The sequence below is a fragment of the Burkholderia sp. Ac-20353 genome, from assembly GCF_017104785.1.
In the GTDB taxonomy this organism is placed as follows: Bacteria; Pseudomonadota; Gammaproteobacteria; order Burkholderiales; family Burkholderiaceae; genus Burkholderia.
In genome coordinates this window covers 1-11417 of record NZ_JAAGPL010000243.1, presented here as the reverse complement: position 1 = coordinate 11417, position 11417 = coordinate 1, and the positions used below count along the sequence as shown (strand labels likewise).

Genomic DNA, 11417 nt, shown 5'->3' with positions numbered 1-11417 from the left:
CCCGTCTCGCGCGCCATCTGCGACGCGTCCCAGCCGCCGCCGAGCGCCTTCACGAGCCCGACCGACGACACCATCCGCTGTCCCGAGATCGTCGCGAGCTTCTGGTGCGCGTTGAACGCGGTCGTCTGCGCGGTCAGCACGTTCAGGTAGCCGACCGTGCCGGCCTTGTACTGGTTCGTCACGATCGCGAGCGCGTGCTCGGCGCTGTCGACCGCCTGCCGCTGCACGTCGATTTCCTGCGCGAGGATGCGCTGCGACGCGAGATTGTCCTCGACGTCCTGGAACGCGGTGAGGACGGACAGCCGGTACGCGGCGACGTCCTGGTCATAGGTCGCGCGCGCGGCCTCGGTCTGCGCGGCGCGCAGGCCCGCGTCGAACAGCGTCGCCGCGAGCTGCGGGCCGACCGTCCAGAAGCGCGCCGGCAGCGTGAACAGCTGCGACCACACCGAGCTTTGCACCCCGCCCTGCGCCGACAGCGTGAGCGTCGGGAAGAACGCCGAAATCGCGACGCCGATCTGCTCGTTGGCCGCCGCCGCGCGGCGTTCGGCCGCCGCGATGTCGGGCCGCCGCTCGAGCAGCGCCGACGGCACGTCGACTGGCGTGACGGGCGGCTCGGCCGTGAGCGGCATCGGCGGCAGCGAGAACGTCGACGCCGGTTCGCCGATCAGCGTCGCGATCGCATGCTCGTACTGCGCGCGCGCGACGCCGTTCTCGATCGCGGCCGCCTGCGCGCTTTGCAGCTGCGTTTGCGCCTGGATCACGTCCGCGCGCGCGGCAACGCCCTGCGCGTACTGGTTCTGCGTGAGTTGCAGCGAGCGCGTGTACGACGCGACGGTATCGTCGAGCAGCTTCTGCAGCGCGTCGGCGGTGCGCAGCTGGAAGTAGGTCTGCGCGAGCGTCGCCTGCTGCGACAGCCGCGCGTTCGCGAGATCGGCCGCGGCCGCCGCTTCGCCCGCGCGTTGCGCACCGACCGTGCGGCTGACCTTGCCCCACAGGTCGGGCTCCCACGACGCGTCGAGGCCGACGCTGTAGCTGTTGTTGATCGATCCGGAACTGCCGCCGCCAACGCTCGACGACGACACCGACGTGCGCGGCGTGCGCGCGCGCGACGCCGACGCGTTGAAGCCCACCGTCGGGAAATACGCGGCGCGCGCCTCGGCGACGAGCGCGCGCGCCTGCCGGTACGCGGCCGCCGATTGCGCGACAGTCTGGTTAGACGCGTTGAGCTTGTCGATCAGCGTGTTCAGCTGCGCGTCGCCGTAGACGGACCACCACGCGCCGCGGTCCGCGCGGTCGGCCGGTTGCGCGACCTTCCAGCCGGCGGGCGCTTCCTTGAACGCGGCCGGCATCGGCGTATCGGGGCGGTGATAGTCGGGCCCGACGGCGCAGCCGGCAAGCAGCACGGCCGTCGCGAAGGCGACGGCGGCACTCAGCGGGCGACGGGCGCGCGGGGATGGGGCGTACGGCATCGTGTAATTCCTGTCTGGACGCGGCCCGGCGGACGGGCGCGCGATGCGGCCGGGCGACCGCAGGCGGACAAATGGTAACTGACGGCGGGGAAGCTGCGCAGTCGTTAGGGTACGGTGCGCGGCAGCAGGAATGTGTTACCGGCGCGGTGCGCCGGTTTACAGGGCGTTACGGCGGGGATGACGGATTGCGTGCGGCAGCGACGCGTCAGTGGCAGCGCGCCGGCACGGGTTCTACGGCTCTGGCCGGGCGCCACGACGGCTCCACGGCGGCCGACTTGCGTGCGCCGCGGCGCGCGGCGCCCTTCGCGTTGCGCTGCCGGCGCTGATCGAACCACGCGAACCCGAGTACCGCGAGCGAGCCGCCCGGCAACACCAGCATCGCCACGTACAGCGCAATCTTCCAGCCGCGGTGCGGGCCGGAGAACACATGGTGGGTGGTATCGGTCACGGTGCGGCGCAGCGCGCCGGCGGCATTTTTCAGGAACAGCATCGCGAACATCCTCGGGGTGCCCGGCAGCGCGGGCAAGGCAGGTCAGAACATCGTCTCCGGCAGTGCAACATGCACGTCGTAACTGGTTGCCTGAAATAATATTGACCAAGCAATTAATTTTCAAGATACTGGTCGCGTTTTCCCAACAATGCACTATTGCAGCGCGCGCAATCGAGAATGAACGGCGGCCTCTACGATCCCGACGACATCCAGCTGGAAACGAGTCTCGGCTACTTCCTGTCGAAGGCGCGTCAGGCGCTCGTCGAGCGGATGGACCGTGCGCTCGAGCCGCTCGACCTGACCGCGCAGCAAGTCGGCGTGATCCTGCTGCTGTCGCGCGGCTACGCGCGTACGCCATTCGAGCTGTCGCGCAAGATGTCATACGACAGCGGCTCGATGACGCGGCTGCTCGACCGTCTCGAGCGCAAGGGTTTCATCGTGCGCTCGCGCAGCGAGGAGGACCGCCGCGTGATCGAGCTGTCGCTGACCGAGCGCGGCACCGACGCCGCCCGCGCGTTGCCGTCGGTGATCGCGACCGCACTGAACGCGCAGCTCGCGGGCTTCTCGGCCGACGAACTCGCGACGCTCACCGGCCTGCTGCAGCGCTTCATCGCGAACGGCCCCGGCACGCTCGCGTGCGATTCGTCCGGCGAGCCGGGCTGCTGATGCGATGCGAGATGCGATGTCTAGGTTAAACATTCGCTTATTTATCTGTCTGGGCAGAAGATGACGCGTCATATGCTCACCGTCACGTACTTCCCGCTACCCCCGGCCGGTTCGTGCTGCGTCGCGATACGGCACGCGTTGCGCGCGCGTCCGGCGCGCCGCACCTAGGAGAATCCGATGTCCGCCACCACGGCTTCCGCGGGCTCGCCCGCGTCCCGCGCCGCCGAACCGGCGCCGCTGTCCGGCGGCGCCCTCGCGCTGCTCACCGTCGGGCTCGCGCTCGGCACCTTCATGGAAGTGCTCGACACGTCGATCGCGAACGTCGCGGTGCCGACGATCTCGGGCAGCCTCGGCGTTGCGACGAGCGAAGGCACGTGGGTGATCTCGTCGTATTCGGTCGCGTCGGCGATCGCGGTGCCGCTCACCGGCTGGCTCGCGCGTCGGGTCGGCGAGGTGCGGTTGTTCACGCTGTCGGTGCTCGCGTTCACGATCGCGTCCGCGCTGTGCGGCCTCGCGACCAACTTCGAGACGCTGATCGCGTTCCGGCTGCTGCAGGGGCTCGTGTCGGGGCCGATGGTGCCGCTGTCGCAGACGATCCTGATGCGCAGCTACCCGCCCGCGAAACGCGGGCTTGCGCTCGGGCTATGGGCGATGACGGTGATCGTCGCGCCGATCTTCGGCCCGTTGCTCGGCGGCTGGATCAGCGACAACTACACGTGGCCGTGGATCTTCTACATCAACCTGCCGATCGGCGTGTTTTCGGCGATCTGCGCGTACGTGCTGCTGCGCGGCCGCGAGACGAAGACGACGAAGCAGCGGATCGATGCGGTCGGCCTCGCGCTGCTCGTGATCGGCGTGTCGTGCCTGCAGATGATGCTCGACCTCGGCAAGGACCGCGACTGGTTCAACTCGACGTTCATCGCCGCGCTCGCGCTGATCGCGGTCGTGTCGCTCGCGTTCATGCTCGTGTGGGAGGCGACCGAGAAGGAGCCGGTGGTCGACCTGTCGCTGTTCAAGGACCGCAACTTCGCGCTCGGCGCGATGATCATCTCGTTCGGCTTCATGGCGTTCTTCGGCTCGGTCGTGATCTTCCCGCTGTGGCTGCAGACGGTGATGGGCTACACGGCCGGCAAGGCCGGCCTCGCGACCGCGCCGGTCGGGCTGCTCGCGCTCGTGCTGTCGCCGCTGATCGGCCGCAACATGCACCGGCTCGACCTGCGGATGGTCGCGAGCTTCGCGTTCATCGTGTTCGCGGGCGTGTCGATCTGGAACTCGACGTTCACGCTCGACGTGCCGTTCAACCACGTGATCCTGCCGCGGCTCGTGCAGGGGATCGGCGTCGCGTGCTTCTTCGTGCCGATGACGACGATCACGCTGTCGAGCATCCCCGACGAGCGGCTCGCGAGCGCGTCAGGGCTGTCGAACTTCCTGCGCACGCTGTCCGGCGCGATCGGCACCGCGGCCAGCTCGACGTTCTGGGAGAACGACGCGATCTACCACCACGCGAGGCTGTCGGAATCGGTGAGCGTCTATTCGCAGAGCACGGTCGACTACCAGGGCGCGCTGTCGCAGCTCGGCGTTGCCGGCCAGATGGCCAACGCGCAGCTCAACCAGATCGTCACGCAGCAGGGCTTCATGATGGCGACCAACGACTTCTTCCACCTGTCGGCGATCATGTTCATCGCGCTCGCGGCGCTCGTGTGGGTCACGAAGCCGAGGAAGGGTGCAGGGCCGGCGATGGGGCATTGATGGCGATGCGATATGCGGCCGGCGGCCGGCGGCCCTGTTATCTCAAGGGCGTTCCGGCCTTCTTTCATCTAAAAATGTCATTTTAAATCAATAGGTTGATGACATTCTGGACTATGCCTAGGTGTCACGCAGAGCGCCCCCTTCATTACGTACAAGCAAGTGTGCTCGTGGCGGTCAACCGATTCAGTCCAATACGGATAGCGCGCTCATCGAACAGGCGATTTTTCCGTCGCCCCGCCGATTCGCCACCAGGCCACTCCAAGAGGCCCGCACGGATACTCTCCACGCTCGGATCACAACCTTCGCGCGCCAGCAGCCAATCCAACGAAGCGAGCAGTTCAAGTCCAAACGGAGATTCGAAACCGTCAATCAGCGACGCAGTCTCTTCAAGAGCGTTCAGATAAGGCTGGATCTCACTGCTCTTCAGGTACCCAGCGAGCACATCACTGCGACGATCGTCAAACCAGATAACGTCAAGTGGGCCTGCGTCCGCGATCCGCTTGTCGCAATGCAGATAGCTACCGTCCAGGTTGTTCAACAGGTGATCCAGCCGATTTGCATACGGGCCGTACGTGTGAGCGACGAACTTGAGCTGCAACGGGTTTGGCGCATCAGTGCGTTCGATTGCGCGTTCGAGAAACCACGCTAGCTTCTGGATTTCGAGCAGACTGCAGTCCATCCCAAGAATCCAATAGCGCCGCACAAGCTCGGCTATCAGCGCACGTGCCGGTGTGAGCTTTTCCACCCCCTCACGCTTCGACACATTCTGGTATTTAGCAGTCGGCTCGTAGACAAGGATCTCGGTATCTTGCAAGTCGCTCAGTGCCGCGTCGATCTCACCCTTCACGGCAGTCCAATCCAGCCCACCGTTACCCGCACCAAGCGGCGGAATCGCGATCGACCGGACATGCTTCTGTTCGAGGAAATGGCGTAGGTCCATCAGCCCATCCACGATCCACTCCAGCCGCGAAGCTGCACGCCAGTGCTGTTTGGTCGGGAAGTTGACGATCCACTTCGGCCCAATCAGCGTCATCCGCTCGGTGACAAACATCTTGCCGGTCTGTACACGCCCCTCCTTGCAAGCAACTGCATACTCCTTAAAGTTCTCTGGGAATTTCTCCTTGAACATCAGCGCGATACCTTTCCCCATCACACCGACCGTGTTGACCGTGTTGACCAGTGCTTCAGTCGGTGCATCGAGGAGGTTACCTTGGGTGTACGTAATCATCAGAAGTACCAGTTTGGAAGTGCTTGCACCGTTACGTTCAAACCGCGAGCGGCCGCCATCTGCTCGAGCTCGCGTTTCACTTGCTCCGAATAGCACACGACTGCCGTCAGTGCAGTCACCGGAAGATGCCTGTATACGAGCGCCTCGGCCTGATACCGTTCGATTTGCTCCGGATCGTCCGGGTTCCGCTTGAAGTTTCGAGCTTGCAGCAGCGGCCAGTCGATTTGATCCAGCGAGGCGAGATCGCTGAAAAAACGAGCCAACTGCGTGTACGCATGCCGATCGGTAAACACGAACGAAGTGTCGAACTGCTGCAGAACCGGTAGCCTGCTGACCAACATGCAGATGTCCTCGTTGCGCTGCTGGCGGACGGTTCGCCCTGTGTAGATGTTGTACATCATCGGCGAAAAGGGCGTGAAATAAAACGGCACGTAGTCGCCCAATGTTCCGCCAGGCGCGATCGGCACAAGACGGTGGGCCCGGCGGCTAATCAGGTCCGCATTGCCAATTTGTACAAAATTAGGGTCGCGCTCATTGCTGTTTGCGCACACCAGCCCATGATCCAAGATCCACGGCAGGCTCTCGCGGTGCACGATCCGCCAGATATACGCGTTCGCGGCATTGAGTCGTTCGTAGTTCGCCATTGGTCCCTCTTGTTGGCGCAATAGGTCCGCGATTGCTGCCGGCCAGCACGCCAGAGCGTCCGATCCGTGATCGGCGTGCGTCCGAAACACGCCCCAAATTTTACCAGCCGCAGATCTCGCAGGAACTGCATAGTCCGGGCCAGCCATACTAGATACCGCCCGCCTATGGCCCGCGTAGCAGCCCTGAAGAGCGTTGCCTCCGTCGCGCCGGCTGTATTTCGTGATTCGATATGCTTAAAAATAGGCACCGCATCGCTTGCTGATTACAAATTGAACGAGGCCGGCAAAATGTTTGAATTCTGTGGATTTTGGGGATGCCATGCGGACTTACAACATGCGTGACGCAAGGATGAACTTGTCGCGGCTGATCGATAAAGCGGTTGAGGCTGGCGAACCATTCGTCATCGCGAAAGCCGGCAAACCCCTTGTCAGGGTCATACCGATCAACATGTCGGAGCCTGCGTCGCCGGCCCGAATCGGCTTCATGAAGGGGCAGATCAGCGTCCCGGACGATTTTGACTCAATGGGCGGCGACGCAATTCAGACGCTGTTCGAAGACAATGCTTGACGTTGCCGATCACTCCCGCGCCCTCAACCCGCCAAACGCAAGGTCGTCACCAGGCGCGATCGGCAGCGTCGCCCGCGCGACCTCGAGCCACGCGCGCGCGGCGTGCGACAAATACCCTTTCTTCAGCCAGCCGAGCGCGATCGCCCAGGTGATTTCCGGCTCGACGATCGGCCGGCACGTGAACTGCCCCGCATCGAGCCGCCGGCAGTACGGCTCGGGCAACAGCGCGATGCCGACCCCCGCGTGCACGAGCGCGGCCATGAAATCCCAGTGGCCGCTGCGGCTCACGATCGACGGCGTGAACCCGACCTGCCGGCACGCGTCGAGCACCGCGTCGTGCAGCGCGAGGCTTTCCGCGTAGAACACGAACGATTCGCGCGCGAGGTCACCGAGCGCCACGGCCGCTTGATCCTCCCAGCGCGACTCGCGCGGCGCGACGAGCCACAGCGGCGCGCGCACCATCGGCAGCCGCTCGAACGTCGCGGGATCGACGGGCTCCAGCAAGCCGCCGAGCTCCAGCTCGCCCGACATCAGCGCCGCCTCGATCATCCGCGCGCCCTGCTCGAACAGCTTCAGCTCGATGTTCGGGTAGCGCTGCTTGTACGCGGCGATGATCGGCGTGAACAGCGAGCCGCCGAGCGGCGGGATGCCGATCGTCAGCTCGCCGCGGCCGAGCGTGCCGAGATCGTTCAGCTCCGACTGCAGCTGCGCCTGCGCGGCGAGCACGTCCTGCCCGCGCTGGAACACGATCCGCCCGGCATCGGTCAGCACCATCTGCCGGCCGTCGCGCAGCAACAGCGGCGAGCCGATCTCGTCCTCGAGCGCCTTCACCATCTTGCTGATGGTCGGCTGGGTCACGAACAGCTTGTCCGCCGCCGCGGTGAAACTCTGCTGGCGGACCACCTCGACGAAATACCGCAGCGCGCGCAATTCCATCGGCGCCTCCCCAAATTGGTGCAACGGTCAATGAATTCCGAATTGGAATGACAAGGATAGAGACAAGTCATTTTATTTATGGATGAGGGAATCCTATACTTGCGCCATTGAAGAAATATCTGTATGGGAGCCCGCCATGAACAAGTCGATCGCCGTTGCCGCCGCCCGGCCCGCCGTCCCTGCCGTCCCCGCCGGCTTGGCGCACACCGGCCGGATCGCGCTGCAGGCCGCCGCGCTCGGCGTGCTGTGGCTGGTGGTCGACTGGGCCGTGCGCGCGGTCGGGCTGCCGATTCCGTCCGGCGTGATCGGCCTCGCGGTGCTGCTCGTGCTGCTGTTTTCCGGCGGCGTGGCGACCAAGTGGGTGAAGGACGGCGCGAACTGGCTGCTGTCCGACATGCTGTTGTTCTTCGTGCCGGCCGCGGTCGCCGCGGTGCAGTACGGCGGGCTGTTCCGCGAGGACGGCTGGCGGCTCGCGCTCGTCGTCGTCGCGGGCACCGCGTTCGTGATGGTCGCGGTGGCCGTCGCGGTCGATCTCGCCGCGAAGCTCGAGCGCCGGCTCGCCGCGCAGCGCGTGGTCGCCGAACGCCGCCGCGTGCGCGGCTGAGCCCGTTTCCGGAACCGCCTGCCTGGAGCCCGTGATGCTTGCCCCGCTGTCGAACCTGTCCGCCGATCAGACGAATGCCGCGATCTCCGTCGGCTGCTTCGTGCTGACGATCGCGCTGTATTTCGCGTCGAAGCGGCTCTATGCGTACAAGAAGACGCTGCTGTTCTCGCCGCTCGTGTTCGTACCGGGCGTGCTGGTCGCGCTCGTCGCGCTGACCGGCATCCCGTATTCGGTCTACTTCCGCGACACGCGCTGGCTGATGTGGCTGCTCGGCCCGGCGACGATTGCGTTCGCGGTGCCGATCTACGACTACCGCGACCTGATCCGCCGGCACTGGCTGTCGCTGTCCGTCGGCGTCGTGGTCGGGATTGCGGCCGGGGTCTGCGGGTCGCTGCTGCTCGCGAAGCTGCTGCACCTGTCGCCAGAGTTGCAGCGCTCGCTGATGACGCGCTCGGTATCGACGCCGTTCGCGCTGGCCGTCTCTGACAAGATCCACGCGCCGAAGGACCTGACCGCGCTGTTCGTGATCGCGACCGGCATCTGCGGGATGCTGCTCGGCGAGATCGTGCTCGCGCTCGTGCCGCTGCGCACGCGGCTCGCGCGCGGCGCGCTGTTCGGCGCGGCCGCGCACGGCGTCGGCACCGCGAAGGCGCGCGAGATCGGCCGCGAGGAAGGCGTCGTGTCGAGCCTCACGATGATGATCGCGGGCGTCGCGATGGTACTGCTCGCGCCCGTGTTGACGCTGCTGCCGATCTGAGCGGCTGCCGGCACCGAAGCGCAATTCGCCCGCGGCGGCGTCGCATCGCCCGGCCCGCCGCCCTCTCAAGCCGCCCCAAGCCACCTCGACTCCCGCCTCCGGCGCGCCGCGCGCCCTTCATCCCGCCTCCAGCCGCCCGACAATCGGCTGAGATAGCCGCAAATCCCCCCTCTTTTCCGCCCATCGGCGTCGGGCCGGATGCCGAACAATGGATGCTACGAGACATCACGCACGCATCCACATGGCCTCCACGACCGCAAATCCGCCCGCCGGCAATCCGGCATCGTCCGGCAAGCTCAAGCGCATCGCGCTCATTGCCGTCATCGCACTCGGTGCGGCGGCCGCCGCCGCGGGCGGCATGTACGTGTTCCTGAGCAAGCAAGGCGTCGGCCACGCGGCCGCGAGCAGCGAACCGGCGCCGCTGGCCGCGCCGGTGTTCTTCCCGCTCGACCCGCTCACCGTGAACCTGCAGTCGGAGGACGGCGTCCAGCATTATCTGCGCGTCGGCCTGTCACTGAAGCTCACCGACCCGAAGGCGCAGGAGCAGCTGACCGCGCGGATGCCGGAGATCCGCAGCCGGATCCTGCTCGCGCTGTCGAACAAGCATCCCGAGGATCTCGCGACGCCCGACGGCAAGCGCGCGCTCGCCGACGAGCTGAAGGGCCTGGCCGAGCAGCCGACCCAGCCCGGCAACCAGGCCGCGCATGTCGACGACGTGCTGTTTACCGAGTTCGTCGTCCAGTAACGCCGCCGCATACAAGGAGCGCGCATGGGCCACGAAGAATTCATGTCCCAGGAGGAGGTCGATGCCCTCCTCAAGGGCGTCACCGGCGAAACCGACGCGACCGACGAATCGCGCGACACGTCGGGCGTCCGCCCCTACAACATCGCGACGCAGGAGCGGATCGTCCGCGGCCGGATGCCCGGCCTCGAGATCATCAACGACCGCTTCGCGCGCCTGCTCAGGATCGGCATCTTCAACTTCATGCGGCGCACCGCGGAAATCTCCGTGAGCCAGGTGAAGGTGCAGAAGTACAGCGAGTTCACCCGCAACCTGCCGATCCCGACGAACCTGAACCTCGTGCACGTGAAGCCGCTGCGCGGCACGTCGCTGTTCGTGTTCGACCCGAACCTCGTGTTCTTCGTCGTCGACAACCTGTTCGGCGGCGACGGCCGCTTCCACACGCGCGTCGAGGGCCGCGACTTCACCGCGACCGAGCAACGCATCATCGGCAAGCTGCTGAACCTCGTGTTCGAGCACTACACGACCGCGTGGAAGAGCGTGCGGCCGCTGCAGTTCGAGTTCGTGCGCTCGGAGATGCACACGCAGTTCGCGAACGTCGCGACGCCGAACGAGATCGTGATCGTCACGCAGTTCTCGATCGAGTTCGGGCCGACCGGCGGCACGCTGCACATCTGCATGCCGTACTCGATGGTCGAGCCGATTCGCGACGTGCTCGCGTCGCCGATCCAGGGCGAGGCGCTCGAGGTCGACCGCCGCTGGGTGCGCGTGCTGTCGCAGCAGGTGCAGGCGGCCGAGGTCGAGCTGACCGCGGATCTCGCCGAGGTGCCGACGACGTTCGAGAAGCTGCTCAACCTGCGCGCGGGCGACGTGCTGCCGCTCGAGATCGGCGACACGATCACCGCGAAGGTCGACGGCGTGCCGGTGATGGAATGCGGTTACGGGATTTTCAATGGTCAATATGCGTTGCGCGTGCAGAAGATGATCAGCACGAGCGACACGATGAAGGAAGGTGGATATGAGTGAGCTGAATCAGACGCCCGAACTCGACGCGCAGGCGCTCGCCGATGCCGCGCTGGCGGAAACGGCCGCAGCGCAGGCCGCGCCCGAGGCCGACCCGGGCATGGACGACTGGGCGGCCGCGCTCGCCGAGCAGAACCATCAGCCGGTGCAGCCGGGCGCGACGGGCGCCGGCGTGTTCCAGCCGCTGTCGAAGGCCGCGGCGAACTCGACGCACAACGACATCGAGATGATCCTCGACATCCCGGTCAAGATGACCGTGGAGCTCGGCCGCACGAAGATCGCGATCCGCAACCTTCTGCAGCTCGCGCAGGGCTCGGTCGTCGAGCTCGACGGCATGGCGGGCGAGCCGATGGACGTGCTCGTCAACGGCTGCCTGATCGCGCAGGGCGAGGTGGTGGTCGTCAACGACAAGTTCGGCATCCGCCTGACGGACATCATCACGCCGTCCGAACGCATCCGGAAGCTCAATCGATGAAGTTGGCGACGTCCGGCCGCCGCGCGCTCGCCGCGGTCGCGCCGGCCGCGGTACTGGCTGCCGCCG

Annotated in this window: 13 protein-coding genes; 8 read left to right on the top strand and 5 right to left on the bottom strand. The window is 66.0% G+C overall.

From position 1 onward, the window contains the following. Together G3N94_RS36190 and G3N94_RS36185 are read right to left on the bottom strand one after the other, a co-directional pair. Positions 1-1469 (bottom strand): efflux transporter outer membrane subunit (locus tag G3N94_RS36190; protein WP_205798997.1); only part of this gene is annotated, 1469 nt, incomplete at its 3' end. 205 nt (positions 1470-1674) lie between these two features. Then, the gene (locus tag G3N94_RS36185; RefSeq protein ID WP_205798995.1) at positions 1675-1968 is read right to left on the bottom strand and encodes a multidrug ABC transporter ATPase; all 294 of its coding nucleotides are present in this window, start codon (positions 1966-1968) and stop codon (positions 1675-1677) included. 168 nt (positions 1969-2136) lie between these two features. On the opposite strand from G3N94_RS36185, the gene G3N94_RS36180 reads away from it, so the two are divergent. Both G3N94_RS36180 and G3N94_RS36175 read left to right on the top strand, forming a co-directional pair. Beyond that, entirely contained in the window at positions 2137-2625 is a 489-nt protein-coding gene (locus G3N94_RS36180) for a MarR family transcriptional regulator (RefSeq protein ID WP_205798993.1), read from the top strand. 177 nt (positions 2626-2802) lie between these two features. Continuing rightward, a complete protein-coding gene (locus G3N94_RS36175; protein ID WP_205798991.1) occupies positions 2803-4374 on the top strand; it encodes a DHA2 family efflux MFS transporter permease subunit in 1572 nt (523 codons plus the stop codon). Positions 4375-4519: 145 nt separating this feature from the next. Here the strand turns inward: G3N94_RS36175 and G3N94_RS36170 are convergent, their stop codons facing one another. Next, complete coding sequence (locus G3N94_RS36170; protein ID WP_205798989.1) at positions 4520-5602, bottom strand: macro domain-containing protein; 1083 nt, start codon at positions 5600-5602, stop codon at positions 4520-4522. Beyond that, positions 5602-6246: a DUF4433 domain-containing protein gene (locus tag G3N94_RS36165; protein ID WP_205798988.1), complete on the bottom strand. Its 645-nt coding sequence runs from the start codon at positions 6244-6246 to the stop codon at positions 5602-5604. The genes G3N94_RS36170 and G3N94_RS36165 overlap by 1 nt, the downstream gene beginning before the upstream one ends. Before the next feature lie 319 nt (positions 6247-6565). On the opposite strand from G3N94_RS36165, the gene G3N94_RS36160 reads away from it, so the two are divergent. Further along, positions 6566-6814, top strand: coding sequence for a type II toxin-antitoxin system prevent-host-death family antitoxin (locus G3N94_RS36160; RefSeq protein WP_205798986.1), 249 nt, complete (start codon positions 6566-6568; stop codon positions 6812-6814). 9 nt (positions 6815-6823) lie between these two features. Here the strand turns inward: G3N94_RS36160 and G3N94_RS36155 are convergent, their stop codons facing one another. Beyond that, positions 6824-7750, bottom strand: a complete 927-nt coding sequence (locus G3N94_RS36155) for a LysR family transcriptional regulator (RefSeq protein ID WP_205798984.1) — start codon at positions 7748-7750, stop codon at positions 6824-6826. Positions 7751-7886: 136 nt separating this feature from the next. Between G3N94_RS36155 and G3N94_RS36150 the strand changes: the two genes are divergently transcribed. The 5 genes from G3N94_RS36150 to fliN all read left to right on the top strand — a co-directional run bounded on the left by G3N94_RS36150 (position 7887) and on the right by fliN (position 11351). Next, the gene (locus G3N94_RS36150; protein WP_205798981.1) at positions 7887-8354 is read left to right on the top strand and encodes a CidA/LrgA family protein; all 468 of its coding nucleotides are present in this window, start codon (positions 7887-7889) and stop codon (positions 8352-8354) included. 34 nt (positions 8355-8388) lie between these two features. Then, positions 8389-9111: an LrgB family protein gene (locus tag G3N94_RS36145; RefSeq protein WP_205798979.1), complete on the top strand. Its 723-nt coding sequence runs from the start codon at positions 8389-8391 to the stop codon at positions 9109-9111. Between the two features lie 208 nt (positions 9112-9319). Further along, entirely contained in the window at positions 9320-9856 is a 537-nt protein-coding gene (fliL, locus tag G3N94_RS36140; protein ID WP_205798977.1) for a flagellar basal body-associated protein FliL, read from the top strand. 24 nt (positions 9857-9880) lie between these two features. Then, a complete protein-coding gene (gene fliM / locus G3N94_RS36135) occupies positions 9881-10879 on the top strand; it encodes a flagellar motor switch protein FliM (protein ID WP_205798975.1) in 999 nt (332 codons plus the stop codon). After that, the gene (gene fliN / locus G3N94_RS36130; protein WP_205798973.1) at positions 10872-11351 is read left to right on the top strand and encodes a flagellar motor switch protein FliN; all 480 of its coding nucleotides are present in this window, start codon (positions 10872-10874) and stop codon (positions 11349-11351) included. Before fliM ends, fliN begins: the two co-directional genes overlap by 8 nt. The last annotated feature ends 66 nt before the right edge of the window (positions 11352-11417 follow it).

Excerpts from the sequence above, each read along its gene's own strand:
- G3N94_RS36185 (WP_205798995.1), bottom strand. The coding sequence starts at position 1,968 with ATGTTCGCGATGCTGTTCCTGAAAAATGCCGCCGGCGCGCTGCGCCGC.
- G3N94_RS36180 (WP_205798993.1), top strand. The coding sequence starts at position 2,137 with ATGAACGGCGGCCTCTACGATCCCGACGACATCCAGCTGGAAACGAGT.
- G3N94_RS36175 (WP_205798991.1), top strand. The coding sequence starts at position 2,803 with ATGTCCGCCACCACGGCTTCCGCGGGCTCGCCCGCGTCCCGCGCCGCC.
- G3N94_RS36170 (WP_205798989.1), bottom strand. The coding sequence starts at position 5,602 with ATGATTACGTACACCCAAGGTAACCTCCTCGATGCACCGACTGAAGCA.
- G3N94_RS36165 (WP_205798988.1), bottom strand. The coding sequence starts at position 6,246 with ATGGCGAACTACGAACGACTCAATGCCGCGAACGCGTATATCTGGCGG.
- G3N94_RS36160 (WP_205798986.1), top strand. The coding sequence starts at position 6,566 with ATGCGGACTTACAACATGCGTGACGCAAGGATGAACTTGTCGCGGCTG.
- G3N94_RS36155 (WP_205798984.1), bottom strand. The coding sequence starts at position 7,750 with ATGGAATTGCGCGCGCTGCGGTATTTCGTCGAGGTGGTCCGCCAGCAG.
- G3N94_RS36150 (WP_205798981.1), top strand. The coding sequence starts at position 7,887 with ATGAACAAGTCGATCGCCGTTGCCGCCGCCCGGCCCGCCGTCCCTGCC.
- G3N94_RS36145 (WP_205798979.1), top strand. The coding sequence starts at position 8,389 with ATGCTTGCCCCGCTGTCGAACCTGTCCGCCGATCAGACGAATGCCGCG.
- fliL (WP_205798977.1), top strand. The coding sequence starts at position 9,320 with ATGGATGCTACGAGACATCACGCACGCATCCACATGGCCTCCACGACC.
- fliM (WP_205798975.1), top strand. The coding sequence starts at position 9,881 with ATGGGCCACGAAGAATTCATGTCCCAGGAGGAGGTCGATGCCCTCCTC.
- fliN (WP_205798973.1), top strand. The coding sequence starts at position 10,872 with ATGAGTGAGCTGAATCAGACGCCCGAACTCGACGCGCAGGCGCTCGCC.